This is a genomic window from Halomonas cibimaris, assembly GCF_039537045.1.
Lineage (GTDB): Bacteria > Pseudomonadota > Gammaproteobacteria > Pseudomonadales > Halomonadaceae > Vreelandella > Vreelandella cibimaris.
The window spans coordinates 16,123-36,351 of record NZ_BAAAZT010000018.1 but is presented as its reverse complement, the minus strand read 5'-3'; the positions used below and the strand labels follow the sequence as shown (position 1 = coordinate 36,351).

Annotated in this window: 15 protein-coding genes and 1 pseudogene; 6 read left to right on the top strand and 10 right to left on the bottom strand. The window is 63.0% G+C overall.

Going from position 1 to position 20,229, the window contains the following annotated elements; all coding sequences use genetic code 11:
* Window positions 1–6: 6 nt before the first annotated feature.
* From ABD654_RS02130 to ABD654_RS02120, 3 genes are all read left to right on the top strand, one after another.
* Entirely contained in the window at window positions 7–1,053 is a 1,047-nt protein-coding gene (locus tag ABD654_RS02130) for a phytoene/squalene synthase family protein (RefSeq protein ID WP_344701812.1), read from the top strand.
* Window positions 1,050–2,240, top strand: coding sequence for a lycopene cyclase family protein (locus ABD654_RS02125; RefSeq protein WP_344701810.1), 1,191 nt, complete (start codon window positions 1,050–1,052; stop codon window positions 2,238–2,240). Before ABD654_RS02130 ends, ABD654_RS02125 begins: the two co-directional genes overlap by 4 nt.
* 139 nt (window positions 2,241–2,379) lie before the next feature.
* A complete protein-coding gene (locus ABD654_RS02120) occupies window positions 2,380–3,255 on the top strand; it encodes a Brp/Blh family beta-carotene 15,15'-dioxygenase (RefSeq protein ID WP_344701808.1) in 876 nt (291 codons plus the stop codon).
* Here ABD654_RS02120 and ABD654_RS02115 read toward each other — a convergent pair.
* Genes ABD654_RS02115 through ABD654_RS02100 form a run of 4 tightly spaced genes read right to left on the bottom strand, consistent with a single transcriptional unit; the run spans window position 3,252 to window position 8,373 of the window.
* Window positions 3,252–4,025: an Ldh family oxidoreductase gene (locus tag ABD654_RS02115; RefSeq protein WP_344701806.1), complete on the bottom strand. Its 774-nt coding sequence runs from the start codon at window positions 4,023–4,025 to the stop codon at window positions 3,252–3,254. The two genes, ABD654_RS02120 and ABD654_RS02115, sit on opposite strands and share 4 nt — an antisense overlap.
* On the bottom strand, window positions 4,022–5,815 hold the full coding sequence (locus tag ABD654_RS02110) for a hypothetical protein (RefSeq protein WP_344701804.1): 1,794 nt from the start codon (window positions 5,813–5,815) through the stop codon (window positions 4,022–4,024). Before ABD654_RS02110 ends, ABD654_RS02115 begins: the two co-directional genes overlap by 4 nt.
* Before the next feature lie 31 nt (window positions 5,816–5,846).
* Window positions 5,847–6,854: a dipeptidase gene (locus tag ABD654_RS02105; RefSeq protein ID WP_344701802.1), complete on the bottom strand. Its 1,008-nt coding sequence runs from the start codon at window positions 6,852–6,854 to the stop codon at window positions 5,847–5,849.
* A 52-nt stretch (window positions 6,855–6,906) separates the two neighbouring features.
* The gene (locus ABD654_RS02100; protein ID WP_344701799.1) at window positions 6,907–8,373 is read right to left on the bottom strand and encodes an aldehyde dehydrogenase family protein; all 1,467 of its coding nucleotides are present in this window, start codon (window positions 8,371–8,373) and stop codon (window positions 6,907–6,909) included.
* Between the two features lie 149 nt (window positions 8,374–8,522).
* Between ABD654_RS02100 and ABD654_RS02095 the strand changes: the two genes are divergently transcribed.
* Window positions 8,523–9,395 carry a LysR family transcriptional regulator gene (locus tag ABD654_RS02095; protein ID WP_344701797.1) on the top strand — a complete coding sequence of 291 codons (873 nt, stop codon included), beginning with the start codon at window positions 8,523–8,525 and terminating at the stop codon, window positions 9,393–9,395.
* A gap of 32 nt (window positions 9,396–9,427) precedes the next feature.
* On the opposite strand, the gene ABD654_RS02090 is transcribed toward ABD654_RS02095, so the two are convergent.
* The 6 genes and pseudogenes from ABD654_RS02090 to rpmH form a co-directional block, all read right to left on the bottom strand.
* A complete protein-coding gene (locus tag ABD654_RS02090; protein ID WP_344701795.1) occupies window positions 9,428–10,978 on the bottom strand; it encodes a Na+/H+ antiporter NhaC family protein in 1,551 nt (516 codons plus the stop codon).
* A gap of 176 nt (window positions 10,979–11,154) precedes the next feature.
* Window positions 11,155–12,948, bottom strand: a pseudogene (locus ABD654_RS02085) (TonB-dependent receptor plug domain-containing protein).
* Between the two features lie 202 nt (window positions 12,949–13,150).
* Entirely contained in the window at window positions 13,151–14,539 is a 1,389-nt protein-coding gene (gene mnmE, locus ABD654_RS02080) for a tRNA uridine-5-carboxymethylaminomethyl(34) synthesis GTPase MnmE (RefSeq protein ID WP_344701793.1), read from the bottom strand.
* Window positions 14,540–14,625: 86 nt separating this feature from the next.
* Window positions 14,626–16,320, bottom strand: coding sequence for a membrane protein insertase YidC (yidC, locus tag ABD654_RS02075; RefSeq protein ID WP_344701791.1), 1,695 nt, complete (start codon window positions 16,318–16,320; stop codon window positions 14,626–14,628).
* A 125-nt stretch (window positions 16,321–16,445) separates the two neighbouring features.
* Window positions 16,446–16,826 (bottom strand): ribonuclease P protein component, encoded by a 381-nt coding sequence (gene rnpA, locus ABD654_RS02070; RefSeq protein ID WP_344701789.1) that lies wholly within the window; start codon window positions 16,824–16,826, stop codon window positions 16,446–16,448.
* A 13-nt stretch (window positions 16,827–16,839) separates the two neighbouring features.
* Window positions 16,840–16,974: a 50S ribosomal protein L34 gene (gene rpmH, locus ABD654_RS02065; RefSeq protein ID WP_344701787.1), complete on the bottom strand. Its 135-nt coding sequence runs from the start codon at window positions 16,972–16,974 to the stop codon at window positions 16,840–16,842.
* 615 nt (window positions 16,975–17,589) lie between these two features.
* Between rpmH and dnaA the strand changes: the two genes are divergently transcribed.
* Complete coding sequence (gene dnaA, locus ABD654_RS02060; protein WP_344701785.1) at window positions 17,590–19,053, top strand: chromosomal replication initiator protein DnaA; 1,464 nt, start codon at window positions 17,590–17,592, stop codon at window positions 19,051–19,053.
* Between the two features lie 63 nt (window positions 19,054–19,116).
* The gene (gene dnaN / locus ABD654_RS02055) at window positions 19,117–20,220 is read left to right on the top strand and encodes a DNA polymerase III subunit beta (protein ID WP_344701783.1); all 1,104 of its coding nucleotides are present in this window, start codon (window positions 19,117–19,119) and stop codon (window positions 20,218–20,220) included.
* Window positions 20,221–20,229: the final 9 nt, after the last annotated feature.

Here is a 20,229-nt window from a genome sequence, read left to right as displayed (position 1 = left end):
GTCAACATGACGTCCTCTCCTTCACAGTCACGGGCAACGCTGCGCCGCCACGGCCGAAGTTTTCACTGGGCCGGCCGCTTTCTGCCGGAGCATCAGCTGCATGCGGGGGCGCGCCTTTATCATGTATGCCGCCAGGTGGACGACATTGCGGATAACGCCGCCAACGATGCCCAGCGCGACAGGGCAGCGCGGCTGCTGGCAGCGCTGCAACAGCGCCTGGCGGCGCGCCGACCGGCTTCAAGCACCTCGCCTTTGATCATTGACGTGCAGGCCCCGGGCCGCGTCGCGGACGCAGGCGCGGCCAACGCTGCGCTGTCATCGGACGAGCAGCGCCTCGTTGCGGATATCCAGGCCGATATAGACGCGCTTTTTGCAGAGAATTCGCTGGCCGTGCATGCCATGCAGGACCTGCTGGCCACCATGCAAACGGATCTTTCGCCGCTGCACCTGACAAGCGAGCAGGCGCTGCTGCGCTACGCCTACGGCGCGGCCGGCACCGTCGGCGTTATGATGTGTCCGCTGCTCAACGTCCGCGACCAGGCGTGCGCACTTCCGCACGCCATTGATCTGGGCATGGGGATGCAGATGACCAACATCGCGCGCGATGTGCTGGAAGATGCCCGGCGCGGCCGGGTGTATCTACCGCGTAGCTGGCTGACCGGCGATGTAACGGCCGAGGCCATCGCTGAGGGAGACGCGCACGCGCGCCGCCAGGCCTGGTTGGCCGCCCGGCGGCTGGTAGCGCAGGCCGATGCCTACTACGCCAGCGGCTGGCAGGGGCTGGCGTATCTTCCGTGGCGTGCCCGGCTGGCTATCGGCGTGGCGCTGCGCGTGTATCGCGCCATCGGCAAGCGCCTTGAGCGCCTGGACGAGCGCGCGTACTGGGCCGGCCGCGTTGTGGTTCCAGCCGTCAGCAAAGGCTATCAAAGCATACGGGCCATGCCGGCGCTGTTCGCCTTTGGGCGCCGGGGCCAACACGACGCCAGCCTGCACACGCCGCTGGGCCACTGCCTGTCTCCCTACGGGCTTGGCCCGGCCGGAGACGCGCCATGAACTCGGCGGATACGGACGTGGCGATCCTTGGCGCCGGCCTTGCCGGGCTGAGCATTGCCGCTTGGCTGGCCACCACGACTTCCTCGCAGGCCCCGGCACCGCAGGTGCATATCCTTGATGCGCGCCGCGAAGACACGCAGGATCGCACCTGGTGTTTCTGGGATCAGCAGCCGCACCCGTTTCGTCAAGCAATCAGCCACCGCTGGCCACGCTGGCAGGTGCGCCACGCCGGACAAACGGTCGAGCGCGAAGACGGCAGGCACGGCTACGCCATGATCACGGCCACCGACTTCAGGCGCAGCGCCTACGCCGCACTGGCTGAGCGCGAGGAGTTCACCATGATCCGGGGCGTGGCGGTGGACGCGGTGACTTCTTCCGACAGCGCGCTCGACGTGGCCACGTCGAGCGGTCGTCTCAGGGCCAGGGCCGTCATCGATACGCGCCCGCCGCCGAGCACAGCGCTTGTCGCCCACGGCGGTGTGTGGCAGGTCTTTCACGGTCTGGAAATTGCGGCCCCGGATCATGGCTATCCGCCGTCTACCGCCCGTTTGATGGACTTTCAGCCGGCATCGAGCGGTATTCATTTCATCTATGTGCTGCCCCTGGGAGCCCATCGGCTGCTGGTTGAGTGGACCTGTTTTCATGCCGATCGCGCGCACGAGGACTGCCAGGCGCTGCTGAACCAGCACGCAACGCCGCCTGCGCTGGGCGAATGGCTGGACAAACGGCTAAGGCCGGGCTGGTCGGTGACGCGTCATGAAACCGGCTGTTTGCCGATGATGCCGGTCTTGCCGCCGCGCCGGGGGCCACGCTATCTCTCCGCCGGCATTCGCGGCGGATGGATGCGCCCTGCCACCGGCTACATGTTTGCCAGCTGCCAGCAAGGCGCTGCCGACGTGGCGCGCCAGCTGCGCCAGGCCCACGCGTCCGGCCGCTGGAATCTCGTCGCACCACGTATCAGACCGTCTTCGCTTCAGTGGATGGACAAGGTTTTTCTGCACGCCATACGCCGGCATCCCGAGCAGGCGCCTGACTGGTTCATGCGGCTGTTTCAGGGCAGCAGCGCCGCACAGCAAAGGCGCTTTCTCGGCGATCAGCCCCGCTTGAGCGATCTTTTTGCCATCATGCGCGCGCTGCCGCCGGGGCCTTTTTTGCGTGCCGCTTTTACCCCCACCCATAGCGCCTGACGTTCAGGGGCTGAGCTGTTTGCCGGGCTAAAAAGCCGAGTAAAAGGGAGGTTTTCTCATGCCAGCGCTTGCAAGCACTACCGTTCGACGCCACCGCCTGGGACTGGTCATCACGGCTATGGCATGCGGTGTCGCATCCGTGTGGTTGCCCACCATGGATCTTGCCGGCCAGTTCTGGGTCGTGCTGTTACCGATCGCCGTTTTCGGCATGTCACACGGCGGGGCGGACCCGATTCTCATCAGAGCGCTTAGCGCGACCAAGCGCTCCAGCAGCGCCCTCTGGCTAGGCGGCTATCTGATACTGATGGCGCTGACGGTGGCGTTTATCGTATGGCAGCCAACGCTTGCGCTGGTGGGTTTTTTGTGCCTCTCGGCCTGGCACTTCGCCTCCACGGATCGCTTGTTTCTGCCCGCACAAACGCCTTCACTTGCCGGATGGCTAAGTGGGAGCCTGCCCATCGTTGGCCCCATGGTCGGCCATCCAGAGCAGGTGGCCGCACTTTTTGCCTGGCTACTCCAGCAGCAAGCCAGCGCTTTGGTACCGCTGGTAAAAATCGCAGGGTATGGGCTGCTGCTCGCCTGGGGAGCGCTGCTGGCCGGTGTTCTGGTTAAAACGGCTCGCGACAGCCGCGCGGCCCTGCTGATGGAGCTGGGTATCGTGGGCGGTCTGCTGCTTGCCTTGCCGCCGCTGCTGGGCTTTGCCTTTTATTTCTGTGCGGTGCACAGCATGCGCCATTTTCTGGCGCTGCTGGCCGCGCAGCGCTGCCAGCAGCCGGCCTTTAACGCGGCCGCTCTGGCACGGCGCGCCGCGCCCGCCACGCTCGGGGCGATCGTGCTGGGTCTGCTGGCATGGTGGGGCCTGCAGCGCGGGGGTACGTACGCCGCGCTGCAGGCGGACTGGCTAGCGGACGGTGTCAGAGTGGTGTTCTGGGGGTTGGCCGTGCTGACCGTGCCCCACGCCTTGCTGGTCGGCCTGTGGATGGTATCGCCCAAGGCGTCCCGGGCGATACCTTAATCACTGTCGTCTGTTCCCGGCCCGGCTCCGCTGCGCGAGGCCTCGGTGGACTCGACCAGTATGCGCGTAGCCAGGTGTTTGAGCCTGTCCCAGACGGCGTCATCGATAAGGATGCCGTCAAGCATGGCGCGCTCGCGGCTGGCCAGCAGGTCGGATTCTCTATGGCAGGCCAGCAGGTCATACGCGTATTCCGAGCGCATGGAAGGCAGCAGCTCCACGTGGTTGGCAAATAACAGCGTAACGCCGTCGTTGTGGGCGTTTTCTTCGGGCACCTGGGTCACCGCGTACACGCGGATTTCGGGCACCGAGCCGCCCGCGCGAAAGCCGACGACCTGTTCGGTCAGCGGGGCCTGGGCGTTGCGCCAGAAGGCGGTGGCGTTCATCCCGCGCCCGGCAATGCGCGCCAGATAGCCCATGATCAGCTGGCGGTTGTGGCAGCGGCGAATCTTGATCACCGCAAGGCCCCGAGCGCGGGCCTTGGCAAATCCAAGCTCCAGCGCCAGGCTGGAGCTGCCCAGCACGCTGCCGCCCTGGCCGTCGAGCACCGCGAGATCGCCGTCGGCGTAGAGCATCACCGGCGTGCGTGCGCCTTCCAACTGCTCAGCCAGCAGGTAGTCAAGCCCGCGGTTGAGCGCCTGGAGGCCGTCAAGCTCGTGAAGCTGCATCCAGGCGACCATGTCGGCGGCGTCGCTGGCATCGCCGTCGCCAAAGCCCATGCCCAGAAACGCCTTGCGGCAGAGCCCTTGTAGTTCGTTGTAGGAGACCTTCATAAGGCGACTCCGTTCGTGGCCGCAGTACGGTGTGAAGCGGTGCGGTGTGAAAGACAGGCCGAGTCGGGTGCGCTTGTTTCAGGCGACGGCTCCAGAGGAAAGCTCCAGTCGTCAAAATCGCGCAGGTCGTCGGGCTCGGCGTTGAGCTCTTCGACCAGCGGCGCGCCCTGGAACAGCGTAATACGTACCCAGCGGTCCGACTTGGGATCAAAGCGCCCGGCGCCGAAAAACGCAAGCTTGGCGCGCAGCAGGTGCATGGGCTTCATCTCCCGGGCCCAGAGGTTGGCACGAATCTCACCGTAAGGGGTTTCGGCCATGGTCTGAATGCGCCGTACGATGTCCTTGTGGCGACAGTGTGCGATCAGGAATTCCACCGTGGTGGCGTGGGGGTTATCACCGAGATATGCCTCAACGGCGCGGTGGGTGTCGGCCACGCGTGGGGCAATCGCCAGCTTGAGTTCGCGGTCAGCGCCGGGCTCATGGCCGCGTACGCCAAGGCGCGGCTCTTCTTTTTCCACCGAGCGGTACCAGAACCAGTAGCGGCTGTCCGGGGCGTCGAAGTCAACGGCCAGCGCCCAGTCGTAGTGGGTTTCAATGAGCTGCTTCAAGTGCACCAGCGGCATTTCCGGGGTGAGCTCCAGGCGTTCATCAACGCCCATGCGGTTTTCGAACGGCTCGACAATGGCCGGATAAAGCTCCAGCAGCAGGGTGTTGATCAGCTCCTGGGCTTCCAGCGGCAGGGTGCGATGGCTCCATTCGGTAAGCTCGCGCCAGAGATCGGCGGTCAGCGGCACCTGCTCAAGCCAGGCGCGCACGTCGGGCAGCGCGGCGGCCGTTTCACGGTTGCGCTCGCCCTGTTGAACGTCTCCGGTGATCGTTTGCTCCAGATGGCGCCGGGCGCGCTCCAGCAGCGCCAGCAGCCGCTCGCGCTGGGCCTCGTCCGGCGTTTGCGCGCTGATCTGGGCCAGCGCCTGCTCGCGGCTTTTGACCCACTGCTCGATGAGCTGCGGGTGGTTGATCAAAAACGGCGCCATGCCAAGCCCGGTGGCGTTGCCGATGCCCAGATAGCGCTTCAGCGGCGTGGCCAGGCCTACGGCGGTCGCCGGCGCCTGGCGGCGGGCAATATGCTCCACCTGCTGGATGGAAAAGTGACGCAGCAGATAGACCGCCAGCATCTGGGCGGAAAACGGCCGCTGGAAGTCGGGATTGTCCTTGAGCCGGCCAAAATCGGCGATGCCGAACTTGCCGTTGCCGTACACCGCGGTGGTGCGATACAGGTAGCCGGCCCGAGTCAGCCAGGCCGGGTCGGGCTGGTAACCCTCGGCCAGCGCCCGGGTGAACGCATCAAAGTTGCGCAGGCTGCGGTTGGCCCGGGACAGCACCAGCAGACGCGGATGCTGGCGGCCGGCTTCCTGCAGCGGCACGTTGGCGGCCATCTGTTCCAGCAGGGCCTCGTCGACCTCGCCTTCAACCACGCCGAAAGTAACATCCCAGGCCTCGGCGATGACCCGATCCGAGCGCGCCTCGTCGTCCAGCGGCTGGGAAAAGATCACGCCGTGATAGCGCCCGCGCGGCGTTTGCAGCCGGTAGATCACCGTGCCGTGGCCTGCATCATCCAGGTCGAAACGGGCGGCGCTGATCTGCCAGCGCTGGCGGGCCATCTGTCGGATCAGGCTGCGGGTAAAGCTCAGCCGGCTGGCGTGCAGGCTGCCCAGCCGCTCCAGATCCATCACCCGCTCCGGCGGGCGCAGGCGCAGGTTTTCTTCACGCGGGGAAATACGGTTTATCATCTCACACCTCCCGAGACGGCAATGGCGCGCGTCAGGCAACTGAGGCCACCGCGCACTGCGGCGCGGTGGTGCGTTCCAGCAGGGCGACCCAGTTCTGCCCCATGATGCCGGCGACTTCGTGTTCGGCGAAGCCCGCCTCGCGCAGCCCGGCCACCAGGTTGGGAAAATCGCGGCTGTCGCGCAGCCAGGAAAGCGGGTCGGGCCAGCCGGCGTTGGCCGCGCTGCCCTCGCCGTAGTCCATGTCCTTCGACCAGCGGCCGTTGCGCATCCACTCGAGCACCGATGTCGGCTGGTTCTGGCATAGGTCGGTGCCGATGCCTAAGTGCTCCACGCCGATTTTGTCGGCGGTACGGGCGATCATCTCGCAGTACTCGGCCAGCGTGCAGTCCGGGCCGTTTTTCAGGTGGAAAGGGTAGGCCGAAAAGCCCAGCAGGCCGTCGCTCTCGGCGATGGCGTGGAGTACTTTGTCCGACTTGTTGCGTTTGGCCGGCTGCCAGGCCGCGGGGTTGGCGTGGGAAATGATCACCGGCCGCTCGGAGAGTTCAATGGCCTCAAGGGTCGAGCGCTCGGCGCTGTGGGACATGTCGATGACCATGCCCACCCGGTTCATCTCGCGGATTACCTGACGGCCAAAGCGGGTAATGCCGCTGTCTTCGGACTCGTAGCAGCCGCAGGCCAGAAGGCTCTGGTTGTTGTAGGTCAGCTGCATGATCAAAAGCCCCAGATCGCGCATGACCTCGACCATGTCGATATCGTCCTCGATGGGCGAGCAGTTCTGCGCGCCGAGAAACACGCCCACCCGGCCCTGTCGGCGGGCGCGGTGGATATCCGCCGGCTCGCGTACCGGCATAATCAGATCGCTGTGCGCCTCGAAGCGGCGGTTCCACTCGCCCAGCCGGGAGAGCGTATCGCGGGTGGTTTCATGGTAGACAAGCGTGGCGTGAACCGCGTCGACGCCGCCCTCGCGCATCTGTTGGAAAATCTCCCGGGACCAGTTGGAATACTGCAAACCGTCGACGATCAGCATGTCCTGTGACATATCAGCCTCCTTACGCTTTGACTCGGTTGGCCTTGACTCGGTTGGCCTTGACTCAGTTGGCTTTGACATAGCTGGTCTTGACCACGGTGTAGAATTCCCGGGCATAGCGACCCTGCTCACGGGGGCCGAAGCTTGAGTTCTTGCGCCCGCCGAAGGGCACGTGGTAGTCGGTGCCGGCGGTGGCCAGGTTGACCATCACGCAGCCGGTTTCGGCCCGGGCCTTGAACTCGGTGGCCAGCGCCAGCGAATCGGTGATGATGCCCGCGGTCAGGCCGTACTGGGTGTCGTTGAGCACTTCGATGGCCTCATCGGCGTCGGCCACCTTGATCACGCAGGCCACCGGGCCGAAGACTTCCTCGCGGTTGATCGCCATGTCGTTGGTGGTGTCGACAAACAGCGTGGGTGCCATGAAGTAGCCGTCGGTGTCGCGCTCGAGGCGCTCGCCGCCGAAGGCAAGCGTGGCGCCGTCCCGCTGCGCGCGTTCGACCCATTCGAGGTTGGATTCCAGCTGGCTCTGGCTTGCCACGGGGCCGAAGTGCACGCCGTCTTCCAGCGCGTGGCCGACCCGGACCTGCTCAAGCTTTGCGGTGAGTTTCTCAACGAAGGCGTCGTGGACCTTCTCGGTGACGATCAGCCGGGACGAGGCGGTGCACTTTTGCCCGGTGCCCGAATACGCGCCGTTGAAGGCGGCCTCCACGGCCAGATCCAGATCGGCGTCGTCGGCCACGATCAGGGCGTTCTTGGAGCCCATTTCCAGCTGGCACTTGACCAGGTTCGCCGCGGTGGCAGCCGCCACCCGACGGCCCACGGCCAGCGAGCCGGTAAAGCTCAGGGCGTGAATCTCGGGGCTTGAAATCAGCGCGTCACCCACGGAGCTGCCGGGGCCCAAGATCAGGTTGAAGGTGCCGGCGGGCATGTCCTGGCGGCTGATGATCTCGGCCAGCGTCCAGGCGCTCGCGGGCACCAGATTGGCGGGCTTGAACACCACGGCGTTGCCGAACGCCAGCGCCGGGGCGATCTTCCACACCGCGGTAGCCAGCGGGAAGTTCCACGGGCTGATAATGCCCACCACGCCCACCGGCTCGCGGCGGATATCGACTTCCACGCCCGGGCGTACCGATTCGGCGCGCTCGTCGATCTGGCGCAGCACTTCGGCGGCGTAGTAGTGGAAAAACTGCCCCGAGCGGTGCACCTCGCCCGCGCCTTCGGCCCGGGTCTTGCCTTCTTCCCGGGCGAGCAGCTCGCCAAGCTCGGCCTTGCGCGCGATCAGCTCGTCGCCAATCGCCATCAGCACGCCGTAGCGGTGCTCAAGGCCGGTCTTGGCCCACGCTTTTTGCCCCTGCTTGGCGGCAGCAACGGCTTCGTGCATCTGAGCCACGCTTGCCTGGGCATAGTGGCCGATCACGTCGCTCAGGTCGGACGGGTTGCGGTTTTCCACGTGGCTTTCACCTTCGACCCACCGGCCGTTGAGATAAAGCGCATGGCTCTGCGTGCGAGACGGGGACGCTGCGTGTGTCATGACTGCCTCCTTGAAAGTCGGTAATGACAGGCTAGGGGCGCGGCATGTATAAAGATAATCAATAATTAATACTGAATGATCACTTTTTCTTACCGCTGCGTTGCACAGCGATTGCCCCGCTTCTCGCGGCGTTTTTCCGGAGATGTGCCATGCTGCCCGAGCTTAAAATAACGCCGCTGCGCTACGTGCTGGCGGTGGTCGACCAGGGCGGGTTTCACGCCGCAGCGCGTAAGGTACACCGCACCCAGCCGGCGCTTTCCATGGCGATACGCGAGCTGGAAAGCCGCCTGGGCGAGGCGCTTTTTGAGCGCGGCAACCAGGCCACGCTCACGCCGTTCGGCCGCTACTGCGTGCCGCGCTTTCGCGAGCTTTTAACCCAGCACGACCGGCTGGGCCGGGAGCTTACGGCGCAGGTAGAGCGCCAGGCCGGGCATCTGGACATGGCCGCGGTGCCGTCGGTGGCCAGCCGGCTGATGCCCGAGCTGCTAGCCGATTTTGTCGCCGACTATCCGGGCATTCGAGTGAGCCTGCACGACGGCAACGCCGACTTCGTCCGTGATCAGGTGCTCGCCGGCGAGGTCGATCTGGGGCTGACCAGCCTGTGGGAGGAAGAGGCGGCGCTGGGCTTTACCCCGCTGCTGCGCGACGCGCTGGGCGTGGTCTGCCGCGATGATCATCCGTTCGCCGGCCGGCAGGCCGTGCACTGGCGGGAGCTTGTAGAAGAGCGCTTGATCGGCAACGGCACCTCACGGCTGTTGCAGGGCACCGACGCCGCCGCACTGAGCGAGCACCACGCTTTTTATATTTCCAACATGGTGTCGCTAACCGCCATGCTGGTGGCGGGGCTGGGTGTTACTACCCTGCCCCGGCTGGCATTTCCCGAAGAGTACGAGCGCCTGCGCTTTGTGCCGCTGAGCGCGCCCCGGGTAACGCGGGAAATCGGCCTTTTGCGCCTGGCCGGGCGCAGCCTTTCACCCGGCGCCCGCGCCATGGCGGATTTCGTTACCCGGGCACTGGGCTAGCCGCGCCGCCTTAAGGCCTGCCCTGCAGCGCGCTATGTCGCGCTTTTTGATGCGCTCGACGCCGGCCGCCAGAACCGTCTCAGGCCGGTAATCACGATCAATAGCGTCGCGGTGCCGGTGATGGCGCCCAGCCAGGCGCTGCCCGTCACCCCGGCGATATAAAACGCCACGATTCCCGCCGTGCCGGCGCTCAGCGCGTAGGGCAGCTGGGTGCGAACGTGGTCGATATGATCGCAGGAAGAGCCCGCCGAGGAGAGAATGGTGGTATCGGAAATCGGCGAGCAGTGATCGCCGAAGATGCCGCCGCTGAGCACCGCCGCGATGGCCAGCGCCAGCGGCATGTCCAGCGCCATGGCCACCGGCATGGCAATGGGGATCATGATGGCGAAGGTGCCGTAGGAGGTGCCGGTGGTAAAGGCGACAAGCGAGCCGATAAGAAACAGCAGCACCGGAATCAGGCTCGGCGCGACGCCGGCCTGGGCCAGCGTGACCAGGTAGTCGGCGGTGCCCAGCGCCTCGGTCACGCTGCCGATGGACCAGGCAAGCGTCAAAATGATGTAGACCAGCGTCATGCTCTTGATGCCGGTTACCACCAGCTCCATGGCCTCGCGAAAATCAAACAGCCGCTGGGCAAGGCCCATGCCCAGGGCAACGCTGACGGCGAGAAAGGTAGCGATCAAAATCGACTTGCCGCCGTCGGCTTCGCCCATGGCGACGATCAAGCCGTTTTCAACGACGTTGCCGGTCCACAGGAACAGCACCGGGATCAGCCCCACCAGCACGGCGATGGGCACCAGCATGTTGCGCTTGAGCGAATGCTCCTCGGCGACGCCCGCCATCTCGGCGACTTCGCGATCCGAAGGCGGCTGAGCATCGTCTGCCAGCAGCTTGCCGGTTTCCCGGGCGCGCGCTTCGGCCTGGGCCATGGGGCCGAAGTCGCGCTGGGTTATCACCATGATCAAAATCAGCAAAAGCGCCAGCCAGGCGTAGAAATTGAGCGGTATCGACGACAGATAGATCAGATACTCTGAGCCGGCCATGTCCATCTGGGTCAGCTGGGTGCCGATCAGGCCCATGACAAACACCACCCAGGTAGAGACCGGCCCGAGCAGGCACATCGGCGCCGAGGTCGAGTCGACGATATAGGCCAGCTTTTCCCGGGAAACGCGCATGCGGTCGGTAATCGGGCGCATGACGCTACCCACCGTCAGCGCGTTGAAGTAGTCTTCAAAAAAAATCAGCACGCCAAATCCCATGGCGGCGCCCTGAGCGCCCCGGGGCGAGGCCACCCGGGTGGCAATCGAACGGGCAATGGCCTGGGCGCCGCCGGTTCGCTGCAGCACCGTGATCAGCACCCCGAACAGGGCGCAGTAGATCAGCACGGTCGCGCTCCATTCGTCGCCCACGCTTGGAATGATGAAATCACCGAAGCTGCTGTAAAGCCCGGCCGCCGGGTTGCCGCCGCTGAGCATGGTGGCGCCCAGCCAGACCCCGCAGAACAGGGCAGGAATCACGTTGCGGGTTGCCAGCGCCAGCACGATGGCGAGCAAAGGGGGAAGCAGGGAATATAGGCCAAAGGACATCGTGGCTCTCTCTCAGGGTATCGTTGTTGCCAGTTTCAAAGACGCGGCGGCGTCGAGGTCGGCAATACTAGCGCATTGATCCCCGCTTCGCGAAAGCACCTGGCCATATTTGTCCCGGCCGCCGGAATGCAGCTGCTTGAAGCGGCCAGGTCAAGGCAGCAAACGCTGGCTGATCCCTAGAAGCGGTAGCTCAGCCCGGCATAGTAGGTCTGGCCCTTGAGCACCTCGCTGTAGGTATCCGGGCTTGATATTTCCTGATCTGTTATGTTGTTAAGCCCCAGTTTTACATCAACATCGGCCAGCAGGCTGTAGCGCATGCCGACGTCTAGCGTGGTATAGGCATCGGCAACGTCGTTATTGCCCAGCTCACCGGTTACCTCGCTTCTGTACTGCGCTCTGGCAAATACATCCATCACGGGGCTGGCGAACCAGTTGGCTTTCAACGAAGCTTCATGCTCTGAGGTGCCGACGAGAACGTCACCGCGATTGTCCTACGCATCCAGGTAGGTGTAGGAAAGATCAAGGTCCATTTTTGCAAACTGCTGCTTTACAGAGAGTTCTACTCCCTTGAGCGTCGCTTCGTCGACGTTGATAAAAGACACATCATCGTTTGTGGGACTGGGATTTGTTGCCATCCTGATGATGTCGTCAACTTCGTTGTAGAACAGGGTGGCGCTGGCAGAGGTGGCGCCGTTTGCGTAGTACGCGCCCAGTTCGCTGAACGTGCCCGTTTCGGCGTTCAGATCAGGGTTACCGTTGACGCTGCACCTGCCGGCGCAGCCCGGCGCGGAATAGGAGGGCGATATTTGCGCCATGGTAGGGGCCTTGAAAGCGGTGCTGGCGCCCGCCTTCAAACTCCAGCTATCGGTTAGCGACTGGGTCAGATAGCCCCGGTAGGTGTATTCATCGTCAAACAAGGTGTCGTGATCGAAGCGCCCGCCCAAGGTCAGCTTCGTTGTGTCGGCCAGCGCCAGGGTTGTTTCCACAAACGCAGCGGAGCTGGTTCTATCGGTTGAGCCGCCGGCAATGCGCGTGTTTTCTATTTCCGCGTTTCGCGCTTCAGCACCCACCGTCACCGTATGGTCCTCTATAAAAAAGACCGCCTGTGCATCGCTGCCGTAGTCTGTCTCAGTGATGTCAGAGGCAGGCGTGTCGTAGTCAACGTCAAAGTCGCTGTAGTACACATGGGCGTCTGCCTCGGCGGTGGCGGACTGGTAGCCGTAGCCAAGGGTGTAGCGGTTCAGGGCGCGCTCTTGCTCATAGGAACGCCCTCGAAACAGCGATGTGCCCGTTTGGTTTTCTTCTGACAGCTGAATTTCAAGATCCAGGCTGTTTTGCTCATCCAGGGCAACATCAAACCGGTTGACCAGGTTGTAGTTTTCCTGAGAGCGGTGTTTGGTGGCGTCGGGATGATCGTCGTAGAACGACTCGTCGACATCCAGATAGTTGCCGTAAACGGTATAGCTCAAAGATTCGGTTGCCGGCGCTGAATAATACACGCCGTACACCTGGCCGTTGCCGTTTTCGTCCCCCTGGTTATGCTGGCCTTCCACGCTCACAGCGCCTTCTGCAACGCCGCTGTGCTTGCGGGTTTTCACGTTCACAACCCCGCCCATCGTATCCGCTCCGTAAAGCGTCGACATGGGGCCGCGGATCACCTCGATGCTGTCAATGGCAATGCTCGGGGTAAGGCTCAAGGCGTTATCGCTTCCGCGCCACAAGGCCTCTTTGGTGTAGGAGCGCCGGCCGTTCAACAGCACCTGGGTGTACTCGTTGCTCATGCCGCGAATGCGAACACCGCGTGAACCGTTTGACTGCGACGATACGTTCACGCCGGGTGCATCAGCGATCAGTTCCCCCACGTCAGCGGCCATTTGGTATTTGCTTTGCTCCTGGGCATCGATCACCGTCACGGTGGCCGGCGCTTCAAGCCGTGTGGTTTTCAGCCCTGCGCTGGCGGTAATCACCATCTCTTCGAGCTCAGCGTCAGCCGCCAAAACCATCTGCGCCGGCAATATCGTCAGGCCGGCCAAGCAGGGCGCGATGCGTTTGCAGTGTGTTCTCTTCATGGGGGTGCCTTTGTGATGTGGTGTGTACGGCGGGCCGCATTATAGCGAAAAATAAAGCGATTGAAATTGATTCGCATTCATTTATTGCTTCAAACGTCCCGCTTTACTTGCCAATACAAAAGCTGCCGAAAATTTCGCCCAGCAGGTCGTCGGCGCTGAACTCGCCGGTGATCTCGCCAAGCGCCTGCTGGGCGTCGCGCAGATCTTCGGCGAGCAGCTCGCCGGCGCCAAAGCCGGTGAGCTGGCCCTGGCCGCTGTCCAGCGCCGCGGCGGCGCGGTCCAGGGCGTCCAGATGGCGCCGGCGGGCGGAAAAACGCCCCTCGGTGGTGGCGTTAAAGCCCATGATGGATTTCAGGTGGTCTTTCAGGTTATCCACACCCGCCCCGGTTTTGGCCGACAGGCGCACGGTTGGGTGGGCTGTGGATAAGTCGGTTTCCGGCGTTTCTTCGCTGGTATCGATTTTGTTGCGCACCAGCGTCAAACGCCCAGTATCCGGCAGGCGATCGACAAACTCGGGCCAGATCGCGCGCGGATCGGTAGCGTCGGTGGTAGCGGCGTCGACCAGCAGCAGCACGCGGTCGGCGGTTTCTATTTCTTCCCAGGCCCGGGCCACGCCGATTTTTTCGATGGCGTCGGGCGTGTCGCGAAGCCCGGCGGTGTCAATGACGTGTAGCGGCATGCCGTCGATGTGGATATGCTCGCGCAGCACGTCCCGGGTGGTGCCGGCGATGTCGGTGACAATCGCGGTGTCCTGCTCGGTGAGCGCGTTGAGCAGGCTGGACTTGCCGGCGTTGGGCCGCCCGGCAATCACCACGCTCATGCCCTCGCGCATCAGCGCGCCCTGGCCGGCGGCGGCGCGCACCTTACGCAGTTCGGCCATGACGGCGTTGAGCATGGCTGCCACGCGGCCATCGCCGAGAAAGTCGATTTCCTCCTCGGGAAAGTCGATCGCCGCCTCGACGTAGATGCGCAGCTCGATCAGGCGCTCCACCAGCCCGGCGACGCGCTGGGAAAATTCGCCCTGTAGCGAGCGCACGGCGTTTTGTGCCGCCGAGCGCGAGGTGGCGTCGATCAAATCGGCAATGGCTTCGGCCTGGGCGAGGTCGAGCTTGTCGTTGAGAAACGCCCGCTCGGAAAACTCGCCGGGCCGGGCCAGCCGCGCGCCCAGCGCCACGCAGCGCTCAAGCAGCAGGTCCATGAGTACCGGGCCGCCGTGGCCGTGCAGCTCCAGCACGTCTTCGCCGGTAAACGAATGCGGCCCGGGAAAAAACAGCGCAATGCCTTCGTCGATAATCTCGCGCTCGCCGTGCAGGGCGGCGCTTCCGTAAAAAGGGCCATAGTGGGCGTAGCGCGGGGCCGGGCAGCGGCCGAGAACGGCGGCGGCCATTTCCCGGCTGTGCGGGCCGGACAGGCGAATAATGCCTACGCCGCCGCGACCGGGCGGGGTGGCAAGCGCGGCAATGGTATCGGGGGTGTAAAAGTAATCGGCCATAGGGGCTCTCTGTGGGCAGCTGCCGGAACGCCGAACCCCCGCAGGGGCGGGGGTTCGGAGGGTACGGTAACAGGCTCAACCAAACGCTAGGTCTTGCCCTTGCCAATACTCGGATCGTTGTCGATCTGTCGGGTGATAAAGTACTGCTGGGTGATGGAAATCACGTTGTTGACCACCCAGTAGATCACCAGACCGGCCGGGAACCACAAAAAGAAGAACGTGAAGATCACCGGCAGCATCTTCATGATCTTGGCCTGCATGGGATCCGGCGGCGTGGGGTTGAGCTGCTGCTGAACGAACATCGAAATGCCCATCAGAATCGGCAGGATGAAGTACGGATCCTTGATCGACAGGTCCTGAATCCAGAACATGAACGGCGCGTGGCGCAGCTCGACGGATTCCAGCAGCATCCAGTAAAGCGCAATGAAGACCGGCATCTGCACCACGATAGGCAGACAGCCTCCCAGCGGATTGATCTTCTCCTTCTGGTAGAACTTCATCATTTCCTGGGACATCTTCTGGCGATCGTCGCCGAAGCGTTCCTTGATGCGCTTCATTTCCGGGCCGAGCTTGCGCATCCGCCCCATGGAGCGGTAGGCCTTGGCCGACAGCGGGAACAGCGCGGCCTTCACCAGCACGGTGAGCAGCACAATCGACCAGCCCCAGTTGCCGATCACGTCGTGGATCTTGTCCAGCAGCCAGAACAGCGGGTTGGCGATGAACCACAGCCAGCCGTAGTCCACGGTCAAACGCAGGTTGGGGGCGACCTGTTCCAGGTAGTCCTGCACCTTGGGCCCCATGTAGAGCGTGGCATCAAGCGTGGTCTGTTCGCTGGCGCCAAGCTCTTTGGTGGGGCCGGCAAAGGCGGCGACGTTGCGCCCCTTGGCATCGGTGGTGACGTAGTACAGGTTTTGCTGGTTCTGCGGCGGCGCCCAGGCAGAGACAAAATAGTGCTGCAGGATGGCGATCCAGCCGCCCTCGGCTTCGCGGTTTTCTACGTTGCCTTTCTGAATGTCTTCAAAGTCGACCTTCTCATAGCGGTTTTCCGGGGTAGAGTAGGCCGCCCCCAAAAAGGAGCGCATGCCTACGCCGGAACCGGTGGAGGGGTCCGGGCTGTCATCGCGGACCAGCTGGCCGATAAAGCGCGCATCCACCGGTGTCTCGCTTTGGTTGTCGACCAGATAGCGCACGTTGACCGCGTAGTCGCCGCGCGTAAAGCGTAGCCGCTTGGTCACTTCAACGCCGTTGACCTCTGCTTTCAGGTCGACGTCAAGCCGATCTTCGTCTTCGCTTAGGTGGTATTCGGTTTTTTCCGGCGTAAACGCAATACGGCTGGCGTCACCGCCGAGCTGCAGGCCGGAACGCGCGACGTAGCTGCGCACGCTGTTGTCGGAAAGCAGCACGTAGTTGCGCTCGGTGTCCAGCGTCTGCTTGTGCTGCGGCAGGGCGGCATACACGATGTCGCCGCCGTGCGGGTCGATACGCACGTCAAGCACGTCGGTGGTCACAGCGATCACGTCGCGGCCCCGGCTTTCATCGCCGGCATCGGCCAGGCTGGCATCGTCGTCGGTCTTGGCAGACGGCGTTTTATCAGGAACAGACAGGCCGTTGTCGTCGGTGCTGGCCGTACCGGCTTTGCCGTTTGTAGCGCTATCAAGCCGGGTATTTTCAACGGCAGGCGCAGGCTTTGCCGATTGCCCGTAGTCCTGATTCCATTGGACCACCAGCAGGTACGCAAGTACTGCCAGTGGAATCACTAATATCAGTCGTTTAACGTCCATGAGGGTTCTGCCCGCTGGGTGATGAACATGCAATGGCGCAGTGTTGTTTTACCCGACCCATGACGTGCAAAAGCCTGCCGTACGGCAGGCCGGGGTCGAGCGGCGTGTTGGCATCAAGCGTCACGTTATGTCCTGGGGGCGCCGCTGCGCCGCAAGGCTTCGCGCTTTAGCCGTTTCCATAGCCCGTGTAGCTGGCGTTGCAGCATGGCGTTGTCCATGTCGTCTACGCCGCGCCGGGCAAGTATCACCACGTCAACGGCAGGCAGCGTTTCCTGGCGCAGGCGAAACGACTCCCGGGTCAGGCGCTTGAAGCGGTTGCGCTCGACGGCAAGCTTGACGTTTTTCTTGCCCGCTACCAGACCGATGCGCGCATGATCGCCGTCGTTGAAACGGGCCAGTGCCAGCATGCCTTTCGCGTGGATTTTCAGATCGGCTTGCGCAAAAACGTAACGGAAATCCCCGGCGCTTAGCAGACGCAGCGCGCGGGGAAAACCTTGACGGGACACACCCAACGCTTGATCAGGCGCTCAGACGCTTACGGCCTTTGGCACGGCGGCGGGTGATGACCGCCCGACCGCTTTTGGTGGCCATGCGGGCACGAAAGCCGTGCAGGCGCTTGCGCTTGATAACACTGGGTTGAAAAGTGCGTTTCATAACTGGTGATTCCCACGTGGTTTAGGACGAAACATCAATGCTGGAAGCCCCTGTCCGGCAGCCGCCGCACGGGGATATCCAATGAAAGACCGCAAATTGTAGAGCTTCCATCCGCCCGGTGCAATTTTTCCGTGGCGAATTCCAAAGCGACCGGCGTGCGTTTTGCCGGTTTGTGATTCGTTATCGGCGTTTCTGAGCGAATTCGGGTCTGGCTTGATTGGACCCACGCCCGGGATAAATGGGGAAAACGGCCATGCCGCACAGGCGCGGGCATCGGGACATAACAGTTACTATTGTTATTAAAGGTCTACTGCTGTTGTTATTATTGGTGCAGGCCATATCTGTGGATAACTCATTTTTCACTGCGTGAATCAAACGGCTAGATAGATGAAAAGTCTGTGGGTAAGCGTTGGAAAAAGTGCGCATAACCTGTGACGAAGCAGTGGACGCTTTGGAGCAATTCGGTTATCCCCCGAGTTATCCAGCGGTTATCAACGAGAAATCACCATGTTACCAAGAGGTTATCCACAGGCAGAGTCGTGCGTATTTGCATGTGGATAACAGCGTCGCTGAGCGCTACAATGGCCGACCTTTTTCAATCCCATGGTGAGATAAGTGTCACTCGCGCTTTGGCATCAGTGCCTGGACTGCTTGCAAGATGAGCTTAGCTCCCAGCAGTTCAATACCTGGATACGCCCGCTGCAGGCCGAGCAGGGAGAAGCCAACGAGCTTTTTCTGCTGGCCCCCAATCGCTTCGTGCGTGACTGGGTAAGCGATAAATATGCCAAGCGAATCAGCGAGTTGATGCGCGAACTTGCCCCTGCCAAGCCGCCTCGCGTCAGCCTGAGCGTAGGCAGCCGCCGCGCCGCCGCTGCATCCGCCCCTGACCCGCGGGAGCTGGGCAACCCGGTGTCGGCCGCACCGGCCAGCACCGGCTCGGCGGCGCATTCGCCTCCTCGCAGCAGCGCAGGCGGCGAGCACGCCGTCAACGGTCTTAGCCAGCAAACGCCGCGTCCCTCGGGCGAACGGCAGGTGCAGGTGGAAGGCAGTCTCAAACACACCAGCGGGCTGAATGCCAATTTCACGTTCGATACCTTTGTTGAGGGCAAATCCAACCAGCTGGCCCGGGCCGCTTCGCGTCAGGTGTCGGAAAACCCCGGCGGGGCGTATAACCCGCTGTTTTTGTACGGCGGCGTGGGGCTGGGTAAAACCCATCTGATGCATGCGGTGGGCAACGCTCTGGCCGGGCGTCGGGAAAACGCCCGGGTGGTGTATCTGCATTCCGAACGCTTCGTCGCCGACATGGTCAAGGCGCTGCAGCTCAACGCCATCAACGATTTCAAGCGCTTCTATCGCAGCGTCGACGCTTTACTGATCGACGATATTCAGTTTTTCGCCGGCAAGGAGCGCTCCCAGGAAGAGTTTTTCCACACCTTCAACGCGCTGCTGGAAGGCGGCCAGCAGATGATTTTGACCTCGGATCGCTACCCCAAGGAAATCAGCGGCGTCGAAGAGCGGCTGAAATCACGCTTTGGCTGGGGGCTGACGGTGGCCATCGAGCCGCCGGAGCTGGAAACCCGGGTTGCGATCCTGATGAAAAAAGCCGATCAGGCCAAGGTGGACCTGCCCCACGACGCGGCGTTTTTTATCGCCCAGAAGATTCGCTCCAACGTCCGCGAGCTGGAAGGCGCGCTGAAAAAAGTCATTGCCGACTCGCACTTCATGGGCAAGCCTATTACCCAAACCTTCATTCGCGAGTCGCTCAAGGATTTGCTCGCCCTGCAGGACAAGCAGGTGGGGGTGGACAACATCCAGCGCACCGTGGCCGAGTATTACAAGATCAAGGTGGCGGATCTGCTCTCCAAACGGCGCTCGCGCTCGGTGGCGCGTCCGCGTCAGGTGGCCATGGCGCTGGCCAAGGAGCTGACCAACCACAGCCTGCCCGAGATCGGCGATGCCTTCGGCGGGCGCGATCACACCACGGTGCTGCACGCCTGCCGCAAGGTGCGTGCGCTGCAGGAAGAAAACGCCGATATTCGCGAAGACTATAAAAATCTGCTGCGCCTTTTGACCAGCTGACGGCGCCTTTCAAAAGGCGCAAATGGCGCCATTCCAATCCTTCAAGTCGAAACCGGAGCCTTGATGAAATTTTCCATTTCCCGAGAAGCGCTGCTGCGCCCGCTGACGCTGGTGGCAGGCGTAGTGGAACGCCGCCAGACGCTGCCGGTGCTTTCCAACGTATTGATTGACATCGACGGTGATCAGGTGGCCCTGACCGGCAGTGATCTTGAGGTCGAGCTGATCGGGCGCACCGTGGCCAGCGCCGTAGAGCAGCCGGGAGCGATTACCGTGCCGGCGCGCAAGCTGATGGATATCTGCAAATCGCTGCCCGAGCAGGCCGAAATCGAGCTGTCTGTGGAAGATCGGCGCGTTTTGCTGGTCAGCGGGCGTTCGCGGTTCACCCTGTCTGCGCTTCCCGCGGCAGAATTTCCCGGCATTGAGGGCACCGACGCCAGCCAGGAGCTCAGCGTACCTCGCGGCACGCTCAAGCGCCTGATGGACGCCACAGCCTTCGCCATGGCCCAGCAGGACGTGCGCTACTACCTCAACGGCATGCTGCTGGAAATGCAAAGCGGCCTGCTACGCGCCGTGGCCACCGACGGCCATCGCCTGGCCATGTGCTCGCGCGAGCTTGAGGTCAACGTTGACGCGCCGCAAAAGCTGATCGTGCCGCGCAAGGGCGTTCTTGAGCTCACGCGGCTGCTCGACGACAGCGACGAGCCGGTCAGCCTCACCCTGGGGCCAACCCACGTGCGCGCCCACACCGGCGACTTTACGTTCACCTCCAAGCTCATCGACGGCAAATTCCCCGACTACGAACGGGTGATACCGCGCGGGGGTGACAAGGTCATGCTGGCCGAGCGCGCCGAGCTGCGCCAGGTGCTGTCGCGCACAGCGATTCTGTCCAACGAGAAATACCGCGGCGTACGGCTATACCTGGAGGCCGGCAACCTCAAGGTCATGGCCAACAACCCCGAACAGGAAGAGGCCGAAGAAAGCGTCGCTGTGGAATACGACGGCCCGGCCATGGAGATGGGCTTTAACGTCGGCTATCTGATCGATGTGATGAGCGTGCTGGGCGAAGACCGTGTGCAGGTGACTCTGGCCGACCCCAACAGCAGTGCGCTGCTGGAAGAGCCCGGCGGCGGCGATGCGCTTTACGTAATTATGCCTATGCGACTGTAATGCCGCGCA